Origin of the sequence: Mesorhizobium sp. ES1-1, assembly GCF_020164785.1 — a bacterium.
GTDB lineage: Bacteria > Pseudomonadota > Alphaproteobacteria > Rhizobiales > Rhizobiaceae > Mesorhizobium.
This window is the reverse complement of record NZ_JAIUGX010000009.1, coordinates 139032-164133: the sequence shown is the minus strand read 5'-3', so window position 1 is coordinate 164133 and position 25102 is coordinate 139032. Positions and strand designations below refer to the sequence as shown.

Here is a 25102-nt window from a genome sequence, read left to right as displayed (position 1 = left end):
AACCGGACTGAACGCGCGGCGGCAGTGAGGACGGCAGACATGAACGTAATTTCGGTGGAGCGCAAAACCGCATGTCGCGGCTTCGCCTTGGCGGCGGCCCTGCTTTCCGGGCTCGTGCTTGCCGGCTGCCAGACAAACGGACCGCCCGGCGAGTTCAACAATGTCGATAAGGCACAGGGATCGAGCGAGAATATTTCCTCGCTCTCGGCGGTCATCCAGCGCAATCCGCAGGATCCCGAGGGCTATAATGTCCGCGGCTCCGCCTATGGACGTGGCGGCCAGTATCAGGCGGCGCTGAAGGACTTCAACCAGGCCATCCAGATCAATCCGAATTTCTATCAGGCCTATTCGAACCGGGCTCTCATCCAGCGTTTCCTCGGCAACCAGGAAGCCGCTCTCGCGGATTACAACCGCTCGATCCAGATCAACGGCAATTATGACGCCGCCTATATCGGCCGCGGCAACCTCTACCGCAAGGCGGGCCGCACCCAGGATGCCTTCAACGACTTCCAGAAGGCCATCCAGCTCGACACCACCGACGCGCGCGCCTACCACAATCGCGGCCTGATCTATCAGAGCCAGGGGCAGCACAAATTCGCCATCGAGGACTTTTCGACCGCCATCTCGCTGGCTCCGGATGCCGCCGAGCCCTACAATGGCCGTGGCCTTTCCTATCTGGCGACTGGCGACGAGGATAACGCTTTCTCCGACTTCAACATGGCCATCAAGCTCGACGGCAAGAACGCCGAGGCCTGGGCCAACCAGGCGCTGATCTACGAGCGTCGCGGCGATAAGGTCAGGGCGTCGAAATCCTACCGCGAAGCCGTTCACCTCGACCCGACCTACCAGCCGGCCAAGGATGGCCTCGCCCGCGTCAGCTGAGGCCGGCCCAAAAAGATCGCGGCCGTGCGAGGTCGCAAATCCGTCGAATTGTAGCGCGAGCCTCGGTGTGTCCAAAAGGACCCGCCGAGGCAACCACGCGTTAACCCCGGCGGCAATAGGTCTTCTGCCGCCTTGTTCACGCCAAGTTTTCAACGGAACGGTCTGGCCATCAAAGCCGTTTGAAACGGTCTGCCTCTCAGGCTGTTGTCGAATTATTCGTGAAAAGGACTGTCCCATGATCAAGAAACTCGTCTGTGCAGCCGCCCTGGTCACCACGGCGTTCGCCGTCGCCCCGGCCAGCGCCGGCAAGCTGCAGCTCGGTACGCTCGACTGCACCATCGATGGCGGCACCGCCTACATCGTCGCCTCCAACAAGGGCGTGTCCTGCACCTTCCGTCCCTATCACCACGGCCCGTCGGAGACCTATACGGGCGTCATCTCCAAGATCGGCCTCGATGTCGGTCAGACACACCAGGGTCAGCTGGTCTGGGCCGTGCTGGCGGCGACCCGCGATCATGACGGAGGCGACCTTGCAGGCAGCTATTACGGCGTCAACGCCGAGGCGAGCGTCGTGACCGGTGGCGGCGCCAATCTCCTGGTCGGTGGCCTCAACAGCGCGTTCATGCTCGAGCCGCTCAGCGTCCAGGCGCAGACCGGCGTCAATCTCGCCGTCGCCGTGACCTCGCTCGAGCTGATCCATTCCTTCAAGTGAATGCACGGAGCCAGGCGCTCCATAATTTCACCCCTCGCGGCGCGGAACCGACAAGCATGGTTCCGCGCCGTTTGATTTCTTGAACGGTTGCGGCGAAGGTGTAGAGCGGTTCCAGACCGCTCGGGGGTCACCATGCTGAAGAGAACGATCGTCGCCATGGTCTTGATGGCGTGTGGCGGCGCCGCGCGGGCGCAGGACAAGGGCGTCGAGCTCGGCGTGCTCGATTGCGCTATCGGCGGCGGCACAGGTTTCATCCTGGGCTCAAGCAAGGATCTGAGCTGTACTTTCAGCCCCGCGGACAAGAGCTTCGCGCCGGAAGCCTATTTCGGCGCCGTCAACAAGTTCGGCCTCGACATCGGTACAACAAAGCAGACCCTCATGCAGTGGCTGGTGCTGACGCCGATGAATAACATCTACGCGCCTGGCGCGCTCGCCGGAGACTATATCGGTGCCAGCGCGGAAGTAACCGCGGCAGTCGGCGCGGGCGCCAACCTCCTGGTCGGCGGCTCCTCGCAGGCCTTCACACTGCAGCCCCTCAGCCTGCAGACCCAGACTGGCGTCAACCTTGCCATCGGCGTCAGTCAGTTCCAGCTGCGAAGCACCGAGAACTGAGCTCCCTTTGCTGTTGCTTTCCACTTCGCTCCGGAATGACTAGGCCGATACGCTTCGGCCAATCCCGAACGTTGCGATGGGCCACGGACATGAACCGCTTGAGCTCAACCATGATTGAGGTCTTACGACCCTATCCTGACTGAGCAGCGCCTGGACCCGACGTCGCAGGCGAGCATGGTCCTCCGGGGGTGGTCGCTGCCTTCTGGTGCGCTGCATCGTCATCGAGCTAGCAAGGCAAGGATAGAAATGGCTGAAAGCGGTACAAGGAGGGTCGACTGGCGCGCGCTCTGGGCGAGCGGCGACCTCGCGCGCTTCTGCTTCATCAGCCTGGGCATCCTGCTGCACGCCACCAACGAGACGATGGTGGCCACGGTCATGCCGGCCATGGTCGGCGAAATGGCTGGCGTACAGCTCGTCGGCTGGTCGCTTGCCATCTACGAGCTCGGAGCCATCGTCGCCGGCGCCGCCGCCGGACGTTTGGTAAGCTACGTGGCACTGCGCACCAATATGATGGTTGCGGCTCTGCTCTATGCCGCCGGGGCGCTGATCTGCGCCGCCTCCCCTTCGATGCAGTTCTTCCTCGCCGGCCGCCTGATCGAGGGCCTTGGCGGCGGCGCGCTGGTGTCGCTCGCCTACGTCTCGGTCGAGCGATTGTTCGAACGGGCTGTCTGGCCGCAGCTGTTCGGCATCATGTCGGCGGTCTGGGGCGTCGCAGCGTTCAGCGGTCCGATGCTGGGCGCCATCATGACCGAGCTTCTGTCATGGCGCTGGGCCTTCGGCATCTTTACATTGGGCGGGGCAGCCATGGCGCTGGCCAGCCTGATCGTGCTCAACACTCCGGAGGCAACGAAGCCGCGGCCGAGCATCGGCAAGGCTCCCCCCTTCCCGGTCGCTGCCCTCTCCTGCCTCACATTGGCCGTTGTGCTCATCGCGTCGGCGGGCGTCGACATCGCGCCGCTGCGCTCCTCGCTGTTGATGGTCCTTGGCCTGGCAGGCCTGGCGCTGTTCTTCACCGTCGATGCGCTGAAGCCGCGCTCGCGCCTTTTTCCATCGCAGCTGTTTTCGTGGCGCACGCCGGTGGGCGCCGGCATGACCATGGTCGCCGCCTTTTCCGTGGCGACCTGTTCCTTCGGAGTCTACGGGCCGCTGCTTTTGACCAGCCTGCATGATATTCCGATCCTGACCACCGGCTACATCATCGCGGCTGAATCGATTGCCTGGTCGATCCTGTCGATCCTCGTTGCCAACGCGCCGCCGCGACGCGAACGTCAGATCATCGTCGGCGGCGCGGTGATGATCGCGGCGGGTATAGCCGGCTTCGCCTATACGGTGCCGGCGGGCTCGATCCCGCTGATCCTGCTTTGCGCCCTGCTGCAGGGCGGCGGCTTCGGCGTCGCCTGGCCGTTCCTGACGCGCATCATCGTGACGTCGGCGCGTCGCGATGAACAGACCATCGCCTCGGCCGCTGTGCCGACCATGCAGCGCATCGGCTATGCGGTGGGCGCGGCCCTGACGGGCATCGTCGCCAATGCCAGCGGCTTTTCAGAAGGCCTGAATCGGGAAGCCGCCGCCAATGTCGCCAGCTGGCTGTTCCTCGCCTTCGTGCCGCTCGGGATCGTCGGCTGTCTTGCCGCCTTGCGGGCATCGGCGACGGACCGGCCGCGGGGGAGTGCCGGTTAGTCCGTATCCGCCAGTCGCGCTATTCGCCCTCTCGCAGGCGATAGCCGACCCCTGTCTGCTTATGGCCGGCGGCTTTCGGCCGGTCGCGAATCCGCAAGACCCGGCAACAGCTTGAGGAATATCGGAACAAACCCGTTAGCAGGGGATTGTCAGCCTGAGGGCTCACGCAACGAAGGATATGACAATGGCAAAGCAGAAAATGCTCGAAGACCTTTTCCACGACACGTTGAAGGACATTTATTTCGCCGAAAAGAAGATATTGGCGACCTTGCCGAAAATGGCCAAGGCCGCGCAAAGCGCCGAGCTCAAGGCCGCCTTCGAAAAGCATCGCACCGAGACCGAAGGTCATGTCGCCCGGCTGGAAGACGTGTTCGGCGCGATCGGCAAGAAGCCCGTCGGCAAGACGTGCGCCGCGATCATGGGCATTACCGAGGAAGGTGCCGAGATCATGGAGGAGTACAAGGGATCGCCCGCGCTCGACGCAGGGCTGCTGGCCGCCGCTCAGGCTGTCGAGCACTACGAGATCTCGCGTTACGGCACGCTGCGGACTTGGGCTGACGAACTTGGCCTGAAGGACGCCGTCGCACTGCTCGAGGCAACGTTGGCGGAAGAGAAGACCACCGACGAGACCCTGACCAAGCTCGCCGAGTCAGCCGTCAATATTGCCGCCGAGGCGGCCTAACGTCATCACTCGACCGTGCAAGATATGATCGGCGAGCCACGCTGCGATGCGCTAGCGTGGCTCCCGCGTCATGCTCAGATAGGTTGGGTCGAACTCCGCGATTTCCTGAAGCCTCTGCCAGTCCAGAATCGTGACGGTGTGGCTTGTCCAGGTGACGACTCCGACTTTCCGCAAAGCGCCGATGACCCGGTTCATGTGAACGACCGAAAGGCCGAGCACGTCGGCCATTTCGGCCTGCGACAGCGGCAGATGGAAGGTCATGTCATTGGTGCGCTGCACCACCTGCAGGCGCACGAACAATTCGCATAGCAAATGGGCGAGATGCGAGGTCTTGGAGCGTCGCCCCATGGCAACGATCCATTCCCGGTGGATGGCCCCGTCCACCAGCGTGTCCAGCCACAGCAGCCGGGTCAGATGCGGGGCCTCTTCGGTGATGCTGCGAAGCCGGCTGTGGTCGGCAAAGATGACATGGCACGGCGACAGCGCGACTATGCCGTGATCCATCGTTTTCAGCAGGAAGGCGTGGAGATCGACGAAGTCGCCGGGCACCTGCAACGAGGTGAACTGCCGGCCGCCATTTTCCAGAACCTTGTAACGTGCCGCCAGTCCATCGACGATCAGCGTGCTGTAGGTTGGTCGCGAGCCCGAGGCGACGATGTCCTGACCAATGGCGAAGCTTCTTTCGAAAGTCATCGCGCCGGCCAGCAACGCCTTCTCCGCGTCGGAAAGCGCGTCATGCTGACCCAGATTCAGGTATAGGCTTCTTAACACGTTGGACTCCAGCGAAGGGCTCAAGGCGCCGAACGCAAAGCCTTCTGTCGGAAGCGAGGCTGACTCGGCATTAACATTTGTTAGCGTGCTCTTATTCATAGTTGGATGCCACAGCTCGGAGGATGCAACTCCATGCCGTGAAGCCGCTCCTCACCTGCACAAAACGTTGAAATCGGCGTCTCGTCCATGCCCGGGCACAACGAGTGTCGTCGCGTCCTGAACGCGCGCGAAAGCCGCAGCCAGGTCAATCCTCGCACAAGGCGCGACTCATTGATGGCTCGAAGGTCGTAGACACTCGAAGGCTTCGCAGAAGAAAGTGAAAGTCCGGCTGGGGAGGGCCACGCCGGACTTTCGGTGGCGGCTCAAAAGATCTGCCGCCACGGATGCGTATTATTGCTCAGGCAGCGTAGCCGCCATGACCCCGCGCAACAGCGTGCACGCCGACGACGGGCTCCAGTTCGGGCCAAAGAATGCCGGCGGCCTGGGCGAATTCAATCAGCGCCCGTCGCGCCTGCTCGATCGTCACGTAGCCGGGAACGGCGAGGTCACATGCCTTCACCGCGTTGCGATAGAGAGGACCTCGACGCGACGTCGTCCAGTTGGTCAGGAAATCGTGCATCTCGGCCAGCGAGGTGATCTCGCGCTTGAAGCCTAGGCCGACGGTCAACGAGACCGGAGTATGAAACAGCTTGTCGTGCATGGAGAGCTCCTGATTATCGCAGCGCCAGGAACAGATATCGAGGCGGATCCATTGACGGGATGCCGGAGAACGTACGGTGCGGCGGGAGGTTCCAGGCGGGTCCGGGTTTATGTGGAATGCACTTCGCAATTCCTATGGCACCGGTGGATCTCATGCGAAGGATGTCAGGTCGGAAGGCGGCCGACATGCTTGGTAGCCTTGTTATCTTAATGGCTTATGGCGAAGCGGAGTCAGAATTTATAGCAATCCAGGTTCGAAAATTGTGCAGCGAAATATGCTGACATGGCCGCACAGCGTTCAACGCGCTTAGAACGGCAATGAGATAGCGGAACACATTCACGGGTTTGGAGTGAAAAAACCAGCCAAGGCCCCCAAGGCGAGTGAAAGCTTACCGCTCAGAGCGCCGTAGGCCGCCGCCGCGAGAGTGCCGGCCACGGTGGCGATTACAACCGATATCGCCTGCTCAGAGTAAACCTGCAGTGATCGCGGGCGTTCTTCATTCATGAAGATCTTTGCATTGCTCACAAAGGCCTTATGCAGCTGCATTATCACAGCCATTATAACAAACAGGATCGCCAGAAATCCAAGGCGCCTACCGAATGTCAGCTCCGGCAGGGCGGCGATCCCCACAAGCAGTAGCAGCCCGTTGACATTCAGCCCGAACTTTTTGATAGAGGTGATTGTTCTCGTTAAACCGCGATCTACTACAGATTTTAGAAAATCAGCCTCGCCGCGCACCCAAGATTCCTGACCACCTTGGACCAAGATCGCACTTCCGCCCTTTGAATTCAGCTCCACCACGGCTATCCGATTAAGGTTTGTTGTTTCCTTCTCTTGTACATTCAGTCGCAAATAGTCGATTGTCGCAAGGTTTTTGCTAGCCTCAAGGAACTGCTCAAGGGGCATAGTCCGTAGAGACTTCCTGTCGCTGAATGTTATGAACAATTGGCCAACCTTAAAGTCTTTGCGAATGGCGGCGACAAGTTCGTGAAAATCGGACCGGAACAGACGAATAGCACCAAGGGGTCTGTTCTCGGTATGAAGCGTTTCCGTCAGCTCGTTCGCGGTCTCGCCCACGGTGGCGGAGTCGTGGGGATGAAGGAGAAATGTTCCTCCCGTGCCTAGCTCCGACTCCCAGTCGCCAGCGATAGACCCTTTTGAGTTCAGCTCCCCGCTCGCCCGGATCGGAGCCGTCTTAACGTTTGGATCAGCCTGTATGGGCTTTGCCGTGAAGCGAAAGTTCGAACCATCAAAGCTCCCATACCCCTCGTAGAGTACAAGGCCGAACAGTTGATCCATCACGCGGAGCCGCACCTTTAGTTCAACGTCTTCGCCCGCCAACTCACAGTAGATGTTGCCTGTGTTGGTTCCGAATAGAGCGCCCGCCCAGCGCCTCGACAATCCTGGCATCTCACCCCCAACCCGATTCCGAATGAGAACGATAGCTAAATCATCGACACGGCGTAAGCGAATTTTGGGGACCGATTTTGGTGCAGCCAAGGGAGGCTACAGCAATTAATCTTGTGATAACAGATGGTTATTCTGTCATTGGGTAACTGGCGGAGAGAGCGGGATTCGAACCCGCGTTACGGTTTCCCGTAAACACACTTTCCAGGCGTGCGCCTTCAACCACTCGGCCACCTCTCCGTCCTTGCATGTCGCGCCGGCCGGTTTCGCCGCGCGGGTTGGGGAGATGCAACTCCCTCGGGGTGCGATGCGGAACCTCCGCCATCGGCGCCGCCAACCAGCACGCGCCCTTCCCCCGCGCCCGGGGCTTCGAAGCAACAGGCGCGGGGCTCATCTAGTCGATCCGGCGCCGAATGCCAAGCCATAACGACAGTCTATTCGCTTTGCCGGCCATGCATGCTTGCGCCGGCTGCCTGCGTCCTTCTGGTCAGGCGGTCTCGTCCGAATGATGTGCACAGGCAAAGGCGCGAACTCGGTCGCGCTTGACTTCGCAAAGCCGGCTGTCGAGGGATGGAGAACTTAGCGGGGGCACGGTCCGGATATGGCGTTGAACAGCGGAGACCTGGGACCGCCTGCCGGGCACCCGGACAGCGGATTGTCATACGTGCCGCTGGGCTGGCTCCTCTTCATCATGGCGTGGTCGGTCTACGGCCTGTCTTGGGCATGGTGGCTGGTCGGGAATACCGGCCTGCCGGACGCGGTGTTCTATTTTTTTGTTGCCGGCCTTATCGTCGACGTCGTCACCATCCTGTGGGGACTTTACCTGCTCGGCATGGCCCTCGGCCGATCCGCGCGTTTCCCCCGCCATTTCATCGTCTGGCAGACCGCCACCATCGTCTGGCTGCTGGCGCGGCAAGCCTATGTGCTCGCAGTGCCGGATTTCGTTTTCTCCGCCAGAAGCCTTGGCATGACGGCAATCGAGATCGGCATCGGCCTGCTTTGCATCTATCTGCTGCGGCGCGGCTCCGGCGCCGAGGCCGTCTATGCCAGGCCGGGCACCGAAGCGCCACGGACCTTCGTTTCGGTCATGGCCGCCCTGCTCGGCATTGTGCTTGGCGCCATCGTCGGCGCGGTCGCCGGTTTTCTGGCCGGTTCTCTCATCGTCGAGGTCGCAGAGATAAGCTGCTTCGAAGGCGGCTGCGGCTATTTCGCCGCGCTCATCGGACTGGTCGGGCTGGTCGTCGGCGCCATAGCCGGCGGCATCATCGCCGTCTGGCTCGTCCATCGGCGCCGGCGCGAGCGGGTGGCCTAGACTAGGAGAGATCGCACGGCGTCGGGTTCATTCGCACATCGCGATTGCGAACCGGGAGCGCGCGTTCTATCTCTCAAGTCGAAACACATGCCGGAACGCCTCAGGGAAGTTGGGGACTGGCGGGGAAAAGGTCTCGAATGTTTCGCTTCATCTTCCGGCTCGCTGCAATGGTCGCGCTGTCGATCGCCGTCATCATGGCGGTGCTCGACACGACGCGCACCGTCGCGGCTTCGACGCTGGTGCTGACCCCGCTCAACACCAGCTGGCTGGCCGTCTCGCCGGATACGCGCGCCGCCTTCGAAACGCTGGTGCGAACCAAGGCCAGCCCGTTGCTGTGGGACGGCGCCATCGCCTGGGTGCTCAACCAGCCGGGCTTCGCCGTGTTCGCCGTGCTTGCCCTCCTGCTCTATGCGATCGGTTACAGGCGGCGGCGCGCAAGCCAGTTCGCCGCCACCTGATCCTGCTGTTGCTCAAGGAAAAGGATGACCGGGCATGTTCTTTCTCAGTGACATGCTGAACAGGAAACTGAACCTGCCCAAGCCGTCCGAGGCGCTGCCAGGCCGCGCCGCCGCGATCCCGACGGCATCCAGCCACGAGGTCCTGAAACGGCCGTTGAAGGGGCCCTACCCCGAGGGGCTCGAGACGGCGCTGTTCGGCATGGGAAGCTTCTGGGGCTCGGAGCGCCTGTTCTGGCAGCTCGACGGCGTCTGGGTCACGGCGGCCGGCTTTGCCGGCGGCATCACCCCCAATCCGACCTATCAGGAGACCCGCACCGGCCTCACCGGCCATGCCGAAGTGGTGCTGGTCGTGTTCGATCCGGGGGTCGTCACTTATGGCAATCTTCTGAAGCTGTTCTGGGAAAGCCACGACCCGACGCAAGGCATGCGGCAGGGCAAGGATATCGGCACCATCTACCGCTCGGCGATCTACACGCATAGCGACGCGCAGCACCGGGCCGCGATCGCTTCCCGCGATAGCTATGAAGCCTCGCTGCGAGCCGCCGGTCTCGGCGCCATCACCACCGAGATCGCACCGGCGGGCGAATTCTATTTCGCGGACGGTCATCAGCAGCAATATTTGGCCAGGAACCCGTCCAGCTATGCCAACCGCAAGGGGACCGGCATCGCCTGCGTCATGCCCGCCGCCACAGGCTGAGGCTATCGCGCAAGGATCGTGTCGCGCCACGGCCTGCCGGTGGCATGCTTTTCCAAAGGGTCAAAATTCCGCGTGAGTTTTGTTTCGGGCCGTGCCAGATTGCCCGCGAGCGGGAGGAAAATACACTCCTGGCTGATGTCGCGTGGCTGCCGGTGCACCGGCCGGACAGGCGATGCGTAACGGAAAAAACAACCGACAGGGTGTGGATCACATGAAACGTATCGTTCTCGGCCTCCTGGCCGCAACCGCAATGGTTTTTCCGGCTTTCGCAGCCGACGTGCAGCCGGCCATCCTCTATGATCTGGGCGGCAAGTTCGACAAATCCTTCAACGAGGCGGCCTTCAATGGCGCCGAGAAGTTCAAGACCGAAACCGGCGTCGCCTATGTCGAGTTCGAAGTGTCGAACGCCTCGCAGCGCGAGCAGGCGCTGCGCCGCTTCGCCGAGGATGGTCACAACCCGATCGTCATGGCGGGCTTCGCCTGGGAAGACGCGCTGAAGAAGGTCGCCGCCGAATATCCCGACCTGAACTTCGCCATCATCGACGACGCCGTCGACATGCCCAACGTCCGCTCCCTGGTCTTCAAGGAGAACGAAGGCTCCTACCTCGTCGGCATCATGGCCGCGATGGCATCGAAGTCGAAGAAGGTATCCTTCGTCGGCGGCATGGACATCCCGCTGATCCGCAAGTTCGAATGCGGCTATGTCGGCGGCGCCAAGGCTGCCGGAGCGACGGATGTCATCCAGAACATGACCGGTGACACGCCGGCGGCCTGGAACGATCCGGCCAAGGGCGGCGAAATCGCCAAGACGCAGATCGACCAAGGCTCCGATGTCGTCTATGCGGCAGCCGGCGGCACCGGCGTCGGCGTGCTCCAGGCAGCGGCGGATGCCGGCAAGCTCGGCATCGGCGTCGATTCCAACCAGAACGGCCTGCAGCCCGGCAAGGTCCTGACCTCGATGCTGAAGCGCGTCGACGTCGCCGTCTACACCGCCTTCATGGACGGCAAGAACGGCACGTTCAAAGGCGGCGTCGAAAACCTCGGCCTCAAGGAAGGCGGCGTCGACTACGCCATGGACGACAACAACAAGGCGCTGGTCACCGACGAGATGAAGGCGGCCGTCGAGAAGGCCAAGGCCGACATCATCTCCGGCAAGGTCCAGGTTCACGATTACACGGCCGACAACGCCTGCCCCTATTGAGCGGCCAATAGTTGAATATGAACCGCCGGGTGAAAGCCCGGCGGTTTTGTTTGGCGAGCCGTGGCTGACCAGATCGGTCCGCGTAGGATTGTATGGCCCGCCCTCACCAATGCGGCGGCTTGGTGATCGGAACTTCAGGCGCGGCCTGTTCCTCCAGTTCCAGGAAGCGGTCGGTCAGCGCATCGAGCTTGCGCTGCATGCGCTCGATCACCTTCCACTGCTCGGCGATCTGGCCCGACAGTTCGTCGATCGTCTTTTCCTGCTCGGCAGCGCGGATTTCCAGAGTCGTCAACCGGTCGGCGGGCATGGTCATCAGACCTCCTGGTGTAGCATCCGTGGTACGAATTTCAGTTCGCCATGCTAGCGAATGTCGAGGCTCCGGCCACGTTCGAAATTGACAAGCATGCGGGGATTTGTCGAGAGTGAACGCCGCTCCGGCCGATTGGCTTAGGCGGGGCGTCATGCTAGGCGTTTGACCAACCGATAAAAAAATATGAGTGGGACAGCTGCATGGCGCAAGCCGCGATCGAGCTGAACGGCATCAACAAGAGTTTCGGCGCCGTTCGCGCCAACCGCGACATCAATCTGGAGATCACACGCGGCACCATCCACGGCATTGTTGGCGAGAACGGCGCCGGCAAGTCGACGCTGATGTCCATCCTCTATGGCTTCTATCAGGCCGACAGCGGCGAGATCCGTGTCGGCGGCAAGCCTGCCTCGATCAAGACGCCCAACGACGCGATCGCGCTCGGCATCGGCATGGTGCATCAGCATTTCATGCTGGTCGACAATTTCTCTGTTCTCGAGAACGTCATCCTGGGGGCCGAGAGCGATGCGCTGCTGAAGAAAAGCATCGCCAAGGCTCGTTCGGAACTGAACCGGCTCGAGCGCGAATACGGGCTGGACGTCGACCCCGATGCGATCGTCGAAGAACTGCCGGTCGGGCTCCAGCAACGCGTGGAAATCCTCAAGGCGCTCTATCGCGGCGCAGAGATCCTGATCCTCGACGAGCCGACCGGCGTGCTGACCCCGGCCGAGGCCGACCATCTGTTCCGCATCCTCAGGCAGCTGAAGGAACAAGGCAAGACGGTGGTGCTGATCACGCACAAGCTGCGCGAGATCATGGCCATCACCGACACCGTGTCGGTGATGCGCCAGGGCACGATGGTGGCGACACGCGAGACAAAGAAGACCACTGTCGAGGAATTGGCCGAACTGATGGTCGGTCGCCGCGTTCTGCTCCGTGTCGAGAAAGGCGAGGCGGCGGCCGGCGCTGTCAAGCTCTCGGTCAAGAACCTGACGGTGAGGGACACGCGCGGCGTCACCATGGTCGACGACATCTCCTTCGAGGTGCGCGCCGGTGAGATCGTCGGCATCGCCGGTGTCGCTGGCAATGGGCAATCCGAACTGCTCGAGGCGATCTCCGGCATCAGGCGCGCCGTTTCCGGCTCGGTCATGCTCGATGGCAAGCCAATCGACCTGACAGGCGCTGCCGATCCCGGCGAGTTGCGCGACCGCGGGCTGGCCCATGTGCCGGAGGATCGCCATCACGTCGGGCTGGTACTGGCCTTCGAGGAGAACGAGAATTCGATCCTCGGCTATCATGACGACCCGCGCTATCTCAAAGGGCCGTTCCTCAACATCGATGCCATCCGCGACGATGCCAGGGACAAGATCGCCAAATACGATATTCGCCCTGGGGACTGCCGGTTGAAGACCGCCAATTTCTCCGGCGGCAACCAGCAGAAGATCGTGCTCGCGCGGGAAATGGAGCAAGACCCGGGGGTCTTGATCGTCGGCCAGCCAACGCGTGGCGTCGATGTTGGCGCCATCGAATTCATCCACAAGCGCCTCATCGCCATGCGCGACCAGGGCAAGGCCGTGCTGGTGGTGTCGGTCGAACTCGATGAGATCCGCTCGCTCTCCGACCGCATCCTGGTGATGTTCGCCGGCCGCATCGTCGGCGAGCGCGGCCCGGAAACGACCGAAGGCGAACTCGGCCTGCTGATGGCTGGTGTCGAACACCAGGAGGCAGCACTTTGAGCACGCCTTACGCCAAGCTGCCGGCCTGGGCCGATTACGGCCTGATCCCGCTGATCAACCTGCTCGTTGCGTTCATCGTTGCCGGCTTCGTTGTGGTTCTGGTCGGCGAAAATCCGTTCCGCGCCGCCATCATCCTGGTGGAGGGCGCCTTCGGCAAGGGCACGGGCATTGCCTTCACCCTCTTCTATGCCACCACCTTCATCTTCACCGGGCTTTCGGTGGCGGTGGCGGCGCATTGCGGCCTGTTCAACATCGGCACCGAGGGGCAGGCCTACATTGCCGGCCTCGGCATCGCCATCGTCTGTCTTTCCTTCGACACCGTGCTGCCCTGGTGGCTGACCTTTCCGCTCGCCATCGCGGCCTCAGCGCTCGTCGGCGCGCTATGGGCGCTGATACCTGCCTATCTGCAGGCCAAGCGCGGCTCGCACATCGTCATCACCACCATTATGTTCAACTTCATCGCCGCCTCCATCATGGTCTATCTGCTGGTCGGACCCTTGAAGCCGGCAGCCTCGCAGGCGCCGCAGACCCGAAACTTCCTGGCCGGGGCCGAATTGCCCAAGCTCAACTGGATTATCGAGCTGTTCGGCGCCAAGATCCGCTCGGCCCCGCTCAACGTCACCTTCCTGCTGGCGCTGGTCATGGCCTTCCTGGTCTGGCTGCTGATCTGGCGCACCAGGCTCGGCTATGAGATGCGCACCTATGGCCACAGCCCGAAGGCGGCGCGCTATGCCGGCATTTCCGAAACCCGCATCATCATCACCGCCATGATGATCTCGGGCGCGCTCGCCGGCATGATGGCGCTCAATCCGGTCATGGGCGACCAGCACAATGTCGCCATCGATTTCGTTTCCGGCGCCGGCTTCGTCGGCATCGCCGTGGCGCTGATGGGGCGCCTCCACCCCATCGGCATCGTCCTGGCGGCGATCCTGTTCGGAATGCTCTATCAAGGCGGCGCCGAACTTGCCTTCGAGATGCCGGCGATCAGCCGCGACATGATCGTCATCATCCAGGGACTGGTGATCCTGTTTGCCGGCGCGCTCGAACACATGTTCAGGCCCTACGTCCAGGCACTGTTCGCCTCGTTCAATCCAAGGTCCGTCGGCATGGAAGCCGTCAAGGAAAAGGGCGCCTGAGATGGATGTTTTCAACGCCGTGATCCAGGTCCTGGATTCGACCGTGCGCCTTTCGGTTCCGCTGCTGCTGGCCTGTCTGGCCGGGCTTTATTCGGAACGCGCCGGCATTTTCGACATCGGCCTTGAGGGCAAGATGCTGGTCGGCGCCTTCGCCGGCGCGGCTGCTGCCTCGGTCTTCCATTCGGCTCTACTCGGCCTTGGCATGGCGATCCTGATCTCGGTAGCCTTCGCGCTGGTGCACGGCTTTGCCTCCATCACCCATCGCGGCAACCAGATCGTCTCCGGCGTCGCGATCAATTTCATCGCCGCCGGCTCGACCATCATCCTCGGTCAGGCATGGTTCCAGCAGGGCGGCCGCACGCCGGCACTCGGGCCGGGCGAGAGGTTCGACGCCATAGTCTGGCCCGGCGCCGACGCGGTCAGGAACGTGCCTGTCATCGGGCCTATCTATGCGGAACTGATTTCAGGCCATTCGATTCTGGTCTACCTTGCTTTCCTGATGGTGCCCTTCACCTGGTGGGTGCTGTTTCGCACCCGTTTCGGCCTCAGGCTGCGCGCCGTTGGCGAGAACCCGGCCGCCGTCGACACTGCCGGCATTTCGGTCGCCTGGCTGCGCTACCGCGCGCTGATCTGCACGGGCGTGCTCACCGGTGTCGCCGGCGCCTATCTGTCGATGGTGCAAAATGGCGGCTTCGTGAAGGACATGACCGCGGGCAAGGGCTACATCGCGCTGGCCGCACTGATCTTCGCCAAATGGAAGCCGGTCAACGCCATGTTCGCCTGCCTTTTGTTCGGCTTCCTCGATGCTGCGGCGATCCGGCTGCAGGGCTCGCCGCTGCCCATCATCGGCAAGGTCCCCGTGCAGTTCATGCAGGCCCTGCCCTATATCCTCACCGTCATCCTGCTCGCCGGCTTCATTGGCAAGGCAATCCCGCCTCGCGCCGGCGGCGTGCCCTACGTCAAGGAACGTTGAACGTCGAAAGCGCAATCCGTATCGGCTTTTTTGACACGATCATCGGAGAGAACACGGAAATGTCGCATGATCTGTTCCAAGCGGCCAAAACCGCCATGGCCAAGGCCTATGCGCCCTACTCGAAATTTCCGGTGGGGGCCGCTTTGCGCACCGAGGACGGACGCGTATTCACCGGCGCCAATGTCGAAGTCGCCTCCTATCCTGAAGGCTGGTGCGCGGAGACCACGGCGCTCGGCCAATATATCATGGGCGGCGGCGGCAGGATCGTCGAGATTGCCGTATTCGCCGAACGCATGGCGAAATGTTCGCCCTGTGGCGGCTGCCGCCAGCGGCTGGCTGAATTCTGCCGGCGGGAAACGACGCTATATCTCTGCGACGATGCCGGCGTCGCCGAGACGGTGACCATGGGCGACATGCTGCCCTATGGTTTTCGCGGCGATATGCTCAAATGAAGACCTGCTTGCGATGACGCAAAAGGCGCTCGACCATCTCATCGAAAGGCTCGGCGGCTTGGCGCCGGCCACGGCGCTGGTGCTGGGTTCCGGCCTGGGCAACCTTGTCGATCGGATCGACGACCCCCTCCGTATTTCCTACGCGGACCTGCCGGGCTTTCCTCAAAGCGGTGTCACCGGCCATGCTGGCGAGTTGGTGGCGGGCCTGTTTGCCGGCATGCCGGTGCTGATGCTGTCCGGCCGTGCGCACTATTATGAGCACGGCAACGCCGCCGCGATGCGTCCAGCGCTGGAAGTGCTGGCCGGCATCGGCATCACCAGGCTCATCCTCACCAACGCCGCCGGCTCGGTCGATCCCGAAATGCCACCGGGCTCGGTGATGCTGATAACCGACCATATCAATTTCTCCGGTACCAATCCGCTCATCGGCGAACCCAGCGACCGCCGCTTCGTCGGCCTGACCGGCGCATATGATGCCGGCATGCGCGCGGCGATCGAACAGGCCGCGAAGGCGACCGGCACCACGCTGCACAAGGGCGTCTATATGTGGTTCTCCGGCCCCTGCTTCGAGACTCCAGCCGAAATCCGCATGGCCCGCATCATGGGCGCCAACGCCGTCGGCATGTCGACCGTGCCGGAGGTCATTCTTGCCCGCTTTCTTGGCCTGCGTGTGGCCGCCTGCTCGGTGGTCACCAATCTGGCGGCGGGCATGACCGGCGCCGAGCTTTCGCACCAGGAAACCAAGGACATGGCGCCGGTCGGGGGCGCGCGGCTGGCCACGATCCTGCAGCGCCTGTTCCGCGACCGATCGCTGGAGGGCTGATGCTTCCCCAGGAGATCATCCGCCGCAAGCGCGATGGCATGAGGCTGTCGGCGCCCGAGATCGCCGCCTTCGTCGGCGGCGTGACATCGGGCGTGGTTTCCGATGGCCAGATCGGCGCCTTTGCCATGGCGGTGTTCTTCAATGGCATGAACCGCGACGAGGCCGTGGCGCTGACCCTGGCCATGCGCGATTCCGGCGATGTGCTCGACTGGTCCGACCTGCCCGGCCCGGTCACCGACAAGCATTCGACGGGCGGCGTCGGCGACAATGTTTCACTCATGCTGGCACCCATCGTTGCCGCCTGCGGCGCCTATGTGCCGATGATTTCCGGCCGGGGCCTCGGTCACACCGGCGGCACGCTGGACAAGATGGATGCCATTCCCGGCTATGTCAGCCAGCCCGACGTTGCGCTGTTCCGCAAGGCCGTGCTCGAGACCGGCTGCGCCATCATCGGCCAGACCGCCGACCTCGCGCCCGCCGATCGCCGGCTCTATGCGATCCGCGACGTCACCGGAACCGTTGAATCCGTGCCGTTGATCACCGCGTCGATCCTCTCGAAGAAACTGGCGGCCGGTCTGCGGTCACTGGTGCTCGACGTCAAGGTGGGTAACGGCGCTTTCATGGAAAAGTCGCGCGACGCCACCGCGCTTGCCAACAGCCTGGTCGAAATCGCCAGCGGCGCCGGGCTCAAGGCCTCGGCGCTGATCACCGGGATGAACGAGCCGCTGGCGTCGGCCGCCGGCAACGCCGTCGAGGTGCGCAATGCCATCGACTTCCTCACCGGCCGCAGCCGTGACCATCGGTTGGAGGACGTGACGCTGGCACTGGCCGCCGAAATGCTGCAGGCCGCCGGGCTGGCCTCGTCCAACCAGGACGGCATGCGACGCGCCTCGGAGACGCTCGCCAGCGGCCGCGCCGCCGCCACATTCGGCCGCATGGTCGCCGCGCTCGGAGGCCCGGCGGACATCATTGAAAGGCCGGAGAAATACCTGGCTGTCGCGGACACGGAGGTCCCGGTCAGGGCGACGACGAACGGCTTCGTCACCGGCATAGCGACGCGGGACATCGGGCTGGCAGTGGTTGGCCTCGGCGGCGGACGTGCGCGACCCGAAGACAAGGTCGACCCCGCCGTCGGCATCACCAGGCTGCTGCCGATCGGCGCGGAGGTCTGGGTCGGCGACCCGCTGGCGCTCGTCCACGCCCGCTCGCGATCGGACGCGGAGGCTGCCGCCGCCGCCGTGCTTTCAGCCTATGCCGTCGGTGCTTCGAAGCCGGCCGCCGACAGGTCCGTTATCCGCCGGATACTGCCGCGCGGATGATGAATTAAGGGGAGTTTTCTGGCACAATAGCTGGAAACATGATTGTGACCTCCGGCCGGCGGCCCGGCCCTACTGCACGAGCAGCAAACTGCCACTTTCGACCTGGTACTTTGCCAGCCGCTGCAAAAAACTCATGCCGATCAGGTTAATCCGCAGCGCCTTGTCGTCCAGCACGATGGCCTGGACATCGTTGACGGTAATGCCGCCGACCTGCAACCGGTCAATCGTCACCACGGCCGCCTTGATCGTTCCGTTGGCGGTGTTGACCTCATGGCTGAAGTCGGACGGGTTCAATGACAGGCCCACACGGCGCGCCGTGGAGCTGTTGACGGCGACAAGCGTCGCGCCGGTGTCGATCATCGCCTCGATCTGGCGGCCGTTGACCTTGAAAGGCGAAATGAAATGGCCGCGCTCGTCGGCCGCAATAACGACCTTGCGGCCCGTAGAGGGTGGCGCGGCGGGCTTGCCGGGAACCGATGCCAAAGTGACATCCGGCTGCGGTTCGACGGCGACCTTGCCCGTCATCGGCGATCCAAGCAGGGTTTGGATGAGCTGCGGATTCGCCTGATAAATGATCGGGACCGAGGCCGACATGGCGGCAAAAACGCCAAGGATGAGGATATTGCGCAGCATGATCGGCCTTCGTGAGAGCCGATCCTTACGCGCGGATGGTGTTCGGCGCTTTAACGCGCGCCGCTACCCTGCCTTTGCGTAAACGATTGGTAAATTACGCCTACAAAGCTGTTCGGCACTACTTGGTCCCATACATTCGGTCGCCGGCATCGCCGAGGCCGGGCATGATGTAGCCCTTCTCGTTGAGTTGGCGGTCGATCGAGGCCGTGAAGACGGGGACATCCGGATGCGCGTTTGTGAAACGCTCGATGCCTTCGGGCGCCGCCAGCAGGCACAGGAAGCGGATGTTGGTGGCGCCGCGTTCCTTCAGTTTGTCGATCGCGGCGATCGCTGAATTGGCGGTCGCCAGCATCGGATCGACAACAATGACCAGCCGGTCCCCGAGATCGCTCGGTGCCTTGAAGAAGTACTCGACCGCTTCCAGCGTTTCGTGGTCGCGGTAGAGGCCGACATGGGCGACGCGAGCCGCCGGGACAAGATCGAGAAGGCCTTCGAGCAGTCCGTTGCCGGCCCGCAGCACCGAGGCGAAGACCAGCTTCTTGCCCTCCAGCGTCGGGGCTTCCATCGTCTCCATCGGGGTTTCGATCGTCGTCGTGGTCAGTTCAAGATTGCGGGTGACCTCATAGCCGAGCAGCAGCGAGATCTCGCGCAGCAGCCGCCGGAAACCGGCCGTCGAGGTCTCCTTCTTGCGCATGATGGTCAGCTTGTGCTGGACAAGCGGATGGTCGACGACGGTGACGCCCTTCATGGTGTTCTCCTACTGCATGTCGCCCGGCGCGCGAACGCGCTTCAGGGTGCTGGGAGGACCCTAGCGTCTAAGCTTGGATCAAGGAACCGCTTGGCTACCTCGACCACAGCTTTGTCGGTTTAATCAGCGCGCGGGCCCGTTCAGCCGGGCAAGAAGCGCCGTCCTGGTCTTGCGGTCGACGAAAGCAGCCTCGATGGCGGTTTTGGTGACGGCGAGAAGCGCCTTCTCGTTCATCGCGAAATGCTCCGCCGCAATATCATATTCTCGTTTCAGCGAGGTCCAGAAATAGGGCGGGTCGTCGGAGTTAAGCGTCACCTTGCAGCCCGCTGCATGCAAAGCCGGGAACGGATGATCCGCAAAGCTTTCGAACAGCTTCAGCGCAATGTTGGAGCCGGGGCAGCATTCGAGCACGATGCCTTCGTCGACGATGCGCCGGACCAGATCCGGATTCTCGATGGCGCGCACGCCATGGCCGATGCGGGACGGACGGATGTGGTCGAGAGCCGCCTGCACGGTCTCCCAGCCGGTCAGTTCGCCGGCATGGACGGTGATGCCGAGCCCGGCCTCGCGGGCGATCTCGAACGCCCTGACATAGTCTTCCATGTCGCCGACACGCTCGTCGCCGGCGACGCCGAAGCCGGTTACGAGCGGATGTCCGCAGCGCGCCGCGAAGCGCGCCGCCCGCTCGACGGACTCGACGCCGACATGGCGCACCCCGGTGACGATCATGCGCCCCTCGATGCCGGTCTTGGCCTTGGCGCGCAGCATGCCTTCGCCCAGTGCATCGGTATAGGCCTTGGGCGACAGGCCGGCCTTGGTTGCGTGGTCTGGCGAAGTGAAGATCTCCGAATAGATCGCCCCGTCGCGAGCCAGGCTGGTCAGATAGTGGTCGGCCAGCCGCGCATAATCCTCCTCGGTGCGGAACAGGTCGGAGGAAAAGTCGTAAGCCGCGAGGAAAGACGTAAAATCATGCCAGACAAACGAGCCATTTTGAATAAAGGGCGAGGTGTCCTTGCCGTATTTCTGTGCTTGGCGGATGACGAGTTCGGGCGCTGCTGCCCCTTCGATGTGGCAGTGCAGTTCCGCTTTCCATGGCATTCAAACATCCCGTCGGTCAGTCCAGGTCTCCAAACCCACCACCTGGAAGCGCGGCTGAACACCGCGCCTTAAACAATAGCGCCCGCACCATCGATCGGCTATGGTCCCGCCGGTTTTATGACGGATCAAAAAAATGTCGGTTGAGAGAACGACGGCCGCAGGCGGCATGGAAACCTCCTATGGTTTCAAGCGTGTCGGGGAAGGCGAGAAGCAATCCCTGGTCAACGATGTTTTTCACAAGGTCGCCAACCGCTATGACCTTATGAACGATCTGATGTCGGCCGGCCTGCACAGGGTCTGGAAGGATGCCGTGGTCACCTGGCTCAATCCTCCCAGGCGGGTGGGCTGGAAGGTCCTCGATGTGGCCGGCGGCACGGGCGACATCGCCTTCCGCATCGTCGATGCGAGCCACGGCAATGCGCATGCGACCGTGCTCGACATCAATGGCTCGATGCTGGCCGTGGGCCGCGACCGCGCCGAGAAGAAAGGCCTGTCCGGCAACACCGATTTCGTCGAGGCCAATGCCGAGGAATTGCCCTTTCCTGAGGCCACATTCGACGCCTACACCATCGCTTTCGGCATCCGCAACGTGCCGCGCATCGATGTTGCTCTCAGTGAAGCCTTTCGCGTGCTGAAGCCGGGCGGACGGTTCCTGTGCCTCGAATTTTCCGAAGTCGAGATGCCGCTGCTCGACAAGGCCTACGAGGCCTGGTCCTTCAACGCAATTCCCAGGATCGGCAAGATGGTCACGGGCGACGGCGAGCCTTATTCCTATCTCGTCGAATCGATCGCCAGATTTCCCAACCAGGCGAATTTTGCCGCCATGATCACGCGTGCGGGCTTCGAGCGCGTCTCCTTCCGCAATTACTCCGGCGGTATCGCGGCGCTGCATTCGGGCTGGAAGCTTTGAGGCCGCACCGCTTTTCTCGGCCCAGAGCTAGCGTGGGCGGGTTGATGAAACCGGTGGGGTGGGCGCGACCATGAGCACCATCAGTGCTGGATTTCGCCTCGTGCGGGCAGGTTGGGTGCTGGTGCGTGAGGGCGTCGTTGCCGCTCTTCCCGGGGAGGAACTGTCGGGCCTGCCAAAATTCGGCTGGCGGCTGGCACGGCTGTTCACGCGCCGCCGCGCCTTGGCCTACGAGCGTAGCGACCGCCTGGCCAAGGCGGTCGTGCGGCTCGGACCGTCCTATGTCAAGCTCGGCCAGTTCCTGGCGACACGACCGGATGTTGTCGGCAATGACATGGCGCTCGATCTCGCCATGCTGCAGGACAAGATGCACACCTTCCCGAAAGCGGAGGCGGTCGCTGCCGTCGAAGCCTCCCTCGGACGCAGGATCGGCGACCTCTATACGCAATTCGGCGACCCCGTCGCCGCCGCATCCATCGCCCAGGTCCATGCCGCCGAAACCATGCATGAGGGCGCGGCGACCAAGGTTGCGGTGAAGGTCATCAGGCCGGGGGTGCGCCGCCGCTTCTTTCAGGATCTCGAAAGCTATTTCCTCGCCGCACGCTTGCAGGAGAAGTACATCCCTTCATCGCGCCGGCTGCGGCCGGTTGAGGTCACCCAGACGCTGGCCCAAACCACCAAGATCGAGATGGATCTGCGCCTCGAGGCGGCGGCACTCTCCGAACTTGGAGAGAACACCAGGGATGATCCCGGTTTTCGCGTCCCCTCCGTCGACTGGGAGCGCACCGGCCGTGACGTGCTGACCATGGAATGGGTCGACGGCGTCAAGATGAACAACATCGCCGGCCTCGAAGCCGCCGGTCACGACCTCAAGGCGATTGCCGCCAATCTCATCCAATCATTCCTGCGCCATACGCTGCGCGACGGCTTCTTCCACGCCGACATGCATCCGGGCAATTTGTTCGTCGAGGCGAACGGCACCATCGTCGCCGTCGATCTCGGCATTGCCGGAAGGCTGGGCAAGAAGGAGCGCCGTTTCCTGGCAGAGATTCTCTATGGCTTCATCAGGCGCGACTATCTGCGCGTCGCGGAAGTCCATTTCGAGGCTGGCTACGTGCCGCGCCAGCACAATGTCGCGGCTTTCGCGCAGGCGATCCGTGCCATTGGCGAGCCGATCCACGGCCAGCCGGCCGAGACCATTTCGATGGCCAAGCTCCTGACGCTGCTGTTCGAGGTGACCGAGCTTTTCGACATGGCGACGCGCCCCGAACTCGTCCTCCTGCAGAAGACCATGGTGGTGGTCGAGGGCGTGGCGCGCACGCTCGATCCCGCTTTCAACATGTGGAAGACAGCCGAACCGGTTGTCGGTGACTGGATCGCCGGCAATCTGGGGCCGCGCGGCATGATGATCGATGCCCGGGACGGCGCCAAGGCGCTGGTCACGCTGGCCCGCCAGGTGCCCGAGCTTGCTGCACGTGCGGAGCGATTGTCACGCGAGATCGATTTGATGGCCGAGCACGGCCTGCGCTTCGATGAAACCACGGCGCGGACCATCGGCAAGGCCGAGGCCCGTTACAGCCGCTCCGGCCGCGTCGCACTGTGGGTGATCGCGCTGACGCTGGTCTATATCGCCTGGAAGGTCATCTAGGCCGGGCCCGCGTCCGGATCCTTGCTGGACTTTGATTGCATTGCTATCATTGCAGAACAACTCTTCAGCCGAGTGCAATCAAATGGCCAGCATCACCATCCGGAACCTGGACGCCGAGGTCAAGGAGCTGCTGCGCCGGCTTGCGGCGGAGAACGACCGTTCCATGGAAGAGCAGGCGCGGGTCATGATCCGGGCCGCTGTAAGCGGCCAGATCGGTCCGGGCCGTATCGACCAGATCGAGAAAACCCTGCGTGAACTGACAAACGTGCACGGCGCAGGCACCACGGTTCCCACCCCGGCAGGTAGGACCTCTCCGCGAGGCGCGCTTTCCGGCAAACGCATCCTGCTCATCGTCGGCGGTGGCATCGCCGCTTACAAGGCACTGGACCTGATCCGCCGGTTGCGCGAGCGCGGCGCCTCGGTGCGGGTTGTGATGACTGCCGCAGCGCAGCACTTCGTGACCACCCTTTCGGTCGGCACCCTGTCCGCCGACCATGTCTTCACCGAGCTCTTCGACCGCAACGACGAGCACGATGTCGGTCATATCAGGCTATCGCGCGAGGCCGACCTGCTGGTGGTTGCGCCGGCCACCGCCGATCTGATGGCCAAGTTTGCCAACGGCCTCGCCAATGACCTTGCCTCCACCGTGCTTCTCGCAACCGACAAGAAGGTGCTGATGGCGCCGGCGATGAATCCCCGGATGTGGGCGCACCCGGCCACGCGCCGTAATCGCACGACCCTGCAAAAGGACGGCATCGCCTTTGTCGGCCCTGCCAAAGGCGAGATGGCAGAAAGCAACGAGGCCGGCGAGGGCCGCATGGCCGAACCGCTGGAGATCGTCGCCGCGATCGACGCGCTGCTCGATCCCGGTGCCAAGCCCCTCTCGGGGCGCAGGATCATTGTCACGTCAGGCCCAACGCATGAGCCTATCGATCCCGTGCGCTACATCGCCAACCGGTCATCGGGCAAGCAGGGCCACGCCATCGCGGCGGCTCTCGCCAGGCTCGGTGCCGACGTGCATCTCGTCTCCGGTCCGGTTGGGATCGCCGACCCCGCCGGCGTGCAGACCGTCCATGTCGAAGGCGCGCGGGAGATGCGCGACGCGGTCGAACAACTCCTGCCAGCCGACGCGGCCGTTTTCGTCGCCGCCGTCGCTGACTGGCGCACCGAGAATGCAGCCGGCGAGAAGATGAAGAAGCTGGCGGGCGAAGGTCCTCCAGTGCTGCGCATGGTCGAGAACCCGGACATTCTCGCCGGGGTCGGTCATCACAGCCTGCGGCCCGCACTTGTCATCGGCTTCGCCGCAGAGACACAGGACCTTCTGCGCAATGCCGAGGCCAAGCTGGCAAGGAAGGGTGCCGATTTCATCGTCGCCAATGACGTGTCGCGCGAAAGCGGCATCGGTGCTTCGGGCGTGATGGGCGGCGACCGCAACAGGGTGCGGATCGTGTCGAAGGCCGGCGTCGAGGAATGGCCGGAGATGAGCAAGGACGAGGTGGCGGCGCGGCTTGCCACTTTGATCGCCGAACGGTTGCAAACGATCGTCGTTTGAGCAGCCGGCCCTGGCTCGCTCACAACTGCTGCTGCAACGTGGCGTGCCCAGTTGCGATATCGATCGTCAGTTTGCCAGCAGCTCCGCGGTCCGGCCAAGCGCGCCGCTGAACCCGTTGAGCGGGATAGAAAAACTCACCGCCTGTCCGGTGTCGGCCGCGAAGCCCTCGATCTTCAGCGTCGTGCCCGCCTTGAGCAGCGGGGTGACATTCGCGTCGAACGCCACCGGCACCAGGCAGCCGACGACTTGACATGTATTGAACTGCAGGCTGCCGTCCAGCTTCTGCTCGTCGATCGTCAAATTGATGCCCTTGGCGAGCGCCAGGCCGAACGGAAGGGCAAGAGTGCCGCTGGCATCGTCGCCGGTCTTGCTCGTCAGTTCGATCGCCAGCAGCCGCTGGTTGGTTTGCTTGTTGAATTGCTGATGTGACAGGCTGCAGGTCTTTGTCGTGCCCGCTATCTGGCAATTGACGGTCCAGTCGCCATGGGTTTCCGACAGCGCGGAAGCCCCGCCCGGCAGCCGCGGTGCGTTGGCGGCGGGTGCGCCCACAGCGGCCTTGTCGCTCTTGCCTTGCGCCGCGAAGGCCGCCGAACCTGCAATGCAGGCTACACCCAGCATAGCCACCAGATATGTGTACTTCGCCATCAAGACCCCCC

General features: G+C 63.0%; 26 protein-coding genes and 1 tRNA gene. 18 read left to right on the top strand and 9 right to left on the bottom strand.

Translation table 11 applies throughout. From position 1 onward, the window contains the following. Nucleotides 1-39 precede the first annotated feature (39 nt). From LB513_RS17085 to LB513_RS17065, 5 genes are all read left to right on the top strand, one after another. A complete protein-coding gene (locus LB513_RS17085) occupies nt 40-882 on the top strand; it encodes a tetratricopeptide repeat protein (RefSeq protein WP_224664677.1) in 843 nt (280 codons plus the stop codon). A 235-nt stretch (nt 883-1117) separates the two neighbouring features. After that, a complete protein-coding gene (locus tag LB513_RS17080) occupies nt 1118-1594 on the top strand; it encodes a DUF992 domain-containing protein (protein WP_224664676.1) in 477 nt (158 codons plus the stop codon). 132 nt (nt 1595-1726) lie between these two features. Beyond that, nucleotides 1727-2206 (top strand): DUF992 domain-containing protein, encoded by a 480-nt coding sequence (locus LB513_RS17075; RefSeq protein WP_224664675.1) that lies wholly within the window; start codon nt 1727-1729, stop codon nt 2204-2206. 246 nt (nt 2207-2452) lie between these two features. Continuing rightward, complete coding sequence (locus LB513_RS17070; protein WP_224664674.1) at nt 2453-3886, top strand: MFS transporter; 1434 nt, start codon at nt 2453-2455, stop codon at nt 3884-3886. A 184-nt stretch (nt 3887-4070) separates the two neighbouring features. Continuing rightward, the gene (locus LB513_RS17065; protein ID WP_224664673.1) at nt 4071-4568 is read left to right on the top strand and encodes a ferritin-like domain-containing protein; all 498 of its coding nucleotides are present in this window, start codon (nt 4071-4073) and stop codon (nt 4566-4568) included. A gap of 51 nt (nt 4569-4619) precedes the next feature. Here LB513_RS17065 and LB513_RS17060 read toward each other — a convergent pair whose 3' ends face one another. From LB513_RS17060 to LB513_RS17045, 4 genes are all read right to left on the bottom strand, one after another. Beyond that, nucleotides 4620-5339 carry a Crp/Fnr family transcriptional regulator gene (locus LB513_RS17060; protein ID WP_224664672.1) on the bottom strand — a complete coding sequence of 240 codons (720 nt, stop codon included), beginning with the start codon at nt 5337-5339 and terminating at the stop codon, nt 4620-4622. A gap of 397 nt (nt 5340-5736) precedes the next feature. Then, on the bottom strand, nt 5737-6039 hold the full coding sequence (locus LB513_RS17055) for a DUF982 domain-containing protein (protein WP_224664671.1): 303 nt from the start codon (nt 6037-6039) through the stop codon (nt 5737-5739). Between the two features lie 336 nt (nt 6040-6375). Further along, complete coding sequence (locus tag LB513_RS17050; protein WP_224664670.1) at nt 6376-7449, bottom strand: hypothetical protein; 1074 nt, start codon at nt 7447-7449, stop codon at nt 6376-6378. Between the two features lie 147 nt (nt 7450-7596). Next, nucleotides 7597-7686, bottom strand: a tRNA-Ser gene (locus tag LB513_RS17045). Between the two features lie 361 nt (nt 7687-8047). Between LB513_RS17045 and LB513_RS17040 the strand changes: the two genes are divergently transcribed. The 4 genes from LB513_RS17040 to LB513_RS17025 all read left to right on the top strand — a co-directional run bounded on the left by LB513_RS17040 (nt 8048) and on the right by LB513_RS17025 (nt 11114). Then, nucleotides 8048-8758 (top strand): hypothetical protein, encoded by a 711-nt coding sequence (locus LB513_RS17040; protein WP_411962714.1) that lies wholly within the window; start codon nt 8048-8050, stop codon nt 8756-8758. A 137-nt stretch (nt 8759-8895) separates the two neighbouring features. After that, on the top strand, nt 8896-9216 hold the full coding sequence (locus tag LB513_RS17035) for a hypothetical protein (protein WP_224664668.1): 321 nt from the start codon (nt 8896-8898) through the stop codon (nt 9214-9216). 34 nt (nt 9217-9250) lie between these two features. Then, entirely contained in the window at nt 9251-9913 is a 663-nt protein-coding gene (msrA, locus tag LB513_RS17030; protein WP_224664667.1) for a peptide-methionine (S)-S-oxide reductase MsrA, read from the top strand. A gap of 211 nt (nt 9914-10124) precedes the next feature. Next, nucleotides 10125-11114: a BMP family protein gene (locus tag LB513_RS17025; protein ID WP_224664666.1), complete on the top strand. Its 990-nt coding sequence runs from the start codon at nt 10125-10127 to the stop codon at nt 11112-11114. A 103-nt stretch (nt 11115-11217) separates the two neighbouring features. Here LB513_RS17025 and LB513_RS17020 read toward each other — a convergent pair whose 3' ends face one another. Beyond that, nucleotides 11218-11427, bottom strand: coding sequence for a SlyX family protein (locus LB513_RS17020; protein ID WP_224664665.1), 210 nt, complete (start codon nt 11425-11427; stop codon nt 11218-11220). 197 nt (nt 11428-11624) lie between these two features. On the opposite strand from LB513_RS17020, the gene LB513_RS17015 reads away from it, so the two are divergent. Genes LB513_RS17015 through deoA form a run of 6 tightly spaced genes read left to right on the top strand, consistent with a single transcriptional unit; the run spans nt 11625 to nt 17860 of the window. Beyond that, the gene (locus tag LB513_RS17015; protein WP_224664664.1) at nt 11625-13157 is read left to right on the top strand and encodes an ABC transporter ATP-binding protein; all 1533 of its coding nucleotides are present in this window, start codon (nt 11625-11627) and stop codon (nt 13155-13157) included. Then, the gene (locus LB513_RS17010) at nt 13154-14293 is read left to right on the top strand and encodes an ABC transporter permease (protein WP_224664663.1); all 1140 of its coding nucleotides are present in this window, start codon (nt 13154-13156) and stop codon (nt 14291-14293) included. The genes LB513_RS17015 and LB513_RS17010 overlap by 4 nt, the downstream gene beginning before the upstream one ends. Nucleotide 14294: 1 nt before the next feature. Beyond that, nucleotides 14295-15266 carry an ABC transporter permease gene (locus LB513_RS17005; RefSeq protein WP_224664662.1) on the top strand — a complete coding sequence of 324 codons (972 nt, stop codon included), beginning with the start codon at nt 14295-14297 and terminating at the stop codon, nt 15264-15266. Between the two features lie 59 nt (nt 15267-15325). After that, on the top strand, nt 15326-15718 hold the full coding sequence (gene cdd / locus LB513_RS17000; RefSeq protein ID WP_224664661.1) for a cytidine deaminase: 393 nt from the start codon (nt 15326-15328) through the stop codon (nt 15716-15718). Between the two features lie 13 nt (nt 15719-15731). Then, the gene (locus LB513_RS16995) at nt 15732-16541 is read left to right on the top strand and encodes a purine-nucleoside phosphorylase (protein ID WP_224664660.1); all 810 of its coding nucleotides are present in this window, start codon (nt 15732-15734) and stop codon (nt 16539-16541) included. Next, the gene (gene deoA, locus LB513_RS16990) at nt 16541-17860 is read left to right on the top strand and encodes a thymidine phosphorylase (RefSeq protein ID WP_224664659.1); all 1320 of its coding nucleotides are present in this window, start codon (nt 16541-16543) and stop codon (nt 17858-17860) included. Before LB513_RS16995 ends, deoA begins: the two co-directional genes overlap by 1 nt. A gap of 69 nt (nt 17861-17929) precedes the next feature. Here deoA and LB513_RS16985 read toward each other — a convergent pair whose 3' ends face one another. The 3 genes from LB513_RS16985 to LB513_RS16975 form a co-directional block, all read right to left on the bottom strand. Further along, complete coding sequence (locus LB513_RS16985) at nt 17930-18493, bottom strand: TIGR02281 family clan AA aspartic protease (RefSeq protein WP_224664658.1); 564 nt, start codon at nt 18491-18493, stop codon at nt 17930-17932. Nucleotides 18494-18611: 118 nt separating this feature from the next. Beyond that, entirely contained in the window at nt 18612-19241 is a 630-nt protein-coding gene (gene upp / locus LB513_RS16980; RefSeq protein ID WP_224664657.1) for a uracil phosphoribosyltransferase, read from the bottom strand. A 123-nt stretch (nt 19242-19364) separates the two neighbouring features. After that, a complete protein-coding gene (locus LB513_RS16975) occupies nt 19365-20339 on the bottom strand; it encodes an adenosine deaminase (RefSeq protein ID WP_224664656.1) in 975 nt (324 codons plus the stop codon). Nucleotides 20340-20472: 133 nt separating this feature from the next. On the opposite strand from LB513_RS16975, the gene ubiE reads away from it, so the two are divergent. The 3 genes from ubiE to coaBC all read left to right on the top strand — a co-directional run bounded on the left by ubiE (nt 20473) and on the right by coaBC (nt 24446). Next, a complete protein-coding gene (gene ubiE, locus LB513_RS16970) occupies nt 20473-21249 on the top strand; it encodes a bifunctional demethylmenaquinone methyltransferase/2-methoxy-6-polyprenyl-1,4-benzoquinol methylase UbiE (RefSeq protein ID WP_224664655.1) in 777 nt (258 codons plus the stop codon). A 70-nt stretch (nt 21250-21319) separates the two neighbouring features. Next, complete coding sequence (ubiB, locus tag LB513_RS16965) at nt 21320-22894, top strand: 2-polyprenylphenol 6-hydroxylase (protein ID WP_224664654.1); 1575 nt, start codon at nt 21320-21322, stop codon at nt 22892-22894. Nucleotides 22895-22976: 82 nt separating this feature from the next. Next, nucleotides 22977-24446, top strand: a complete 1470-nt coding sequence (gene coaBC, locus LB513_RS16960) for a bifunctional phosphopantothenoylcysteine decarboxylase/phosphopantothenate--cysteine ligase CoaBC (protein ID WP_224664653.1) — start codon at nt 22977-22979, stop codon at nt 24444-24446. Between the two features lie 66 nt (nt 24447-24512). Here the strand turns inward: coaBC and LB513_RS16955 are convergent, their stop codons facing one another. Next, the gene (locus LB513_RS16955; protein ID WP_224664652.1) at nt 24513-25091 is read right to left on the bottom strand and encodes an invasion associated locus B family protein; all 579 of its coding nucleotides are present in this window, start codon (nt 25089-25091) and stop codon (nt 24513-24515) included. Nucleotides 25092-25102: the final 11 nt, after the last annotated feature.

Coding starts and splice junctions, on each gene's coding strand:
- deoA (WP_224664659.1), top strand. CDS start 16,541: ATGCTTCCCCAGGAGATCATCCGCCGCAAGCGCGATGGCATGAGGCTG.
- LB513_RS17025 (WP_224664666.1), top strand. CDS start 10,125: ATGAAACGTATCGTTCTCGGCCTCCTGGCCGCAACCGCAATGGTTTTT.
- LB513_RS17065 (WP_224664673.1), top strand. CDS start 4,071: ATGGCAAAGCAGAAAATGCTCGAAGACCTTTTCCACGACACGTTGAAG.
- LB513_RS16975 (WP_224664656.1), bottom strand. CDS start 20,339: ATGCCATGGAAAGCGGAACTGCACTGCCACATCGAAGGGGCAGCAGCG.
- LB513_RS17040 (WP_411962714.1), top strand. CDS start 8,048: ATGGCGTTGAACAGCGGAGACCTGGGACCGCCTGCCGGGCACCCGGAC.
- LB513_RS17080 (WP_224664676.1), top strand. CDS start 1,118: ATGATCAAGAAACTCGTCTGTGCAGCCGCCCTGGTCACCACGGCGTTC.
- LB513_RS17035 (WP_224664668.1), top strand. CDS start 8,896: ATGTTTCGCTTCATCTTCCGGCTCGCTGCAATGGTCGCGCTGTCGATC.
- msrA (WP_224664667.1), top strand. CDS start 9,251: ATGTTCTTTCTCAGTGACATGCTGAACAGGAAACTGAACCTGCCCAAG.
- LB513_RS17015 (WP_224664664.1), top strand. CDS start 11,625: ATGGCGCAAGCCGCGATCGAGCTGAACGGCATCAACAAGAGTTTCGGC.
- LB513_RS17070 (WP_224664674.1), top strand. CDS start 2,453: ATGGCTGAAAGCGGTACAAGGAGGGTCGACTGGCGCGCGCTCTGGGCG.
- LB513_RS17055 (WP_224664671.1), bottom strand. CDS start 6,039: ATGCACGACAAGCTGTTTCATACTCCGGTCTCGTTGACCGTCGGCCTA.
- LB513_RS17020 (WP_224664665.1), bottom strand. CDS start 11,427: ATGACCATGCCCGCCGACCGGTTGACGACTCTGGAAATCCGCGCTGCC.
- LB513_RS16955 (WP_224664652.1), bottom strand. CDS start 25,091: ATGGCGAAGTACACATATCTGGTGGCTATGCTGGGTGTAGCCTGCATT.
- LB513_RS17050 (WP_224664670.1), bottom strand. CDS start 7,449: ATGCCAGGATTGTCGAGGCGCTGGGCGGGCGCTCTATTCGGAACCAAC.
- ubiB (WP_224664654.1), top strand. CDS start 21,320: ATGAGCACCATCAGTGCTGGATTTCGCCTCGTGCGGGCAGGTTGGGTG.
- coaBC (WP_224664653.1), top strand. CDS start 22,977: ATGGCCAGCATCACCATCCGGAACCTGGACGCCGAGGTCAAGGAGCTG.
- LB513_RS16985 (WP_224664658.1), bottom strand. CDS start 18,493: ATGCTGCGCAATATCCTCATCCTTGGCGTTTTTGCCGCCATGTCGGCC.
- LB513_RS17005 (WP_224664662.1), top strand. CDS start 14,295: ATGGATGTTTTCAACGCCGTGATCCAGGTCCTGGATTCGACCGTGCGC.
- LB513_RS17075 (WP_224664675.1), top strand. CDS start 1,727: ATGCTGAAGAGAACGATCGTCGCCATGGTCTTGATGGCGTGTGGCGGC.
- ubiE (WP_224664655.1), top strand. CDS start 20,473: ATGTCGGTTGAGAGAACGACGGCCGCAGGCGGCATGGAAACCTCCTAT.
- LB513_RS16995 (WP_224664660.1), top strand. CDS start 15,732: ATGACGCAAAAGGCGCTCGACCATCTCATCGAAAGGCTCGGCGGCTTG.
- LB513_RS17085 (WP_224664677.1), top strand. CDS start 40: ATGAACGTAATTTCGGTGGAGCGCAAAACCGCATGTCGCGGCTTCGCC.
- cdd (WP_224664661.1), top strand. CDS start 15,326: ATGTCGCATGATCTGTTCCAAGCGGCCAAAACCGCCATGGCCAAGGCC.
- upp (WP_224664657.1), bottom strand. CDS start 19,241: ATGAAGGGCGTCACCGTCGTCGACCATCCGCTTGTCCAGCACAAGCTG.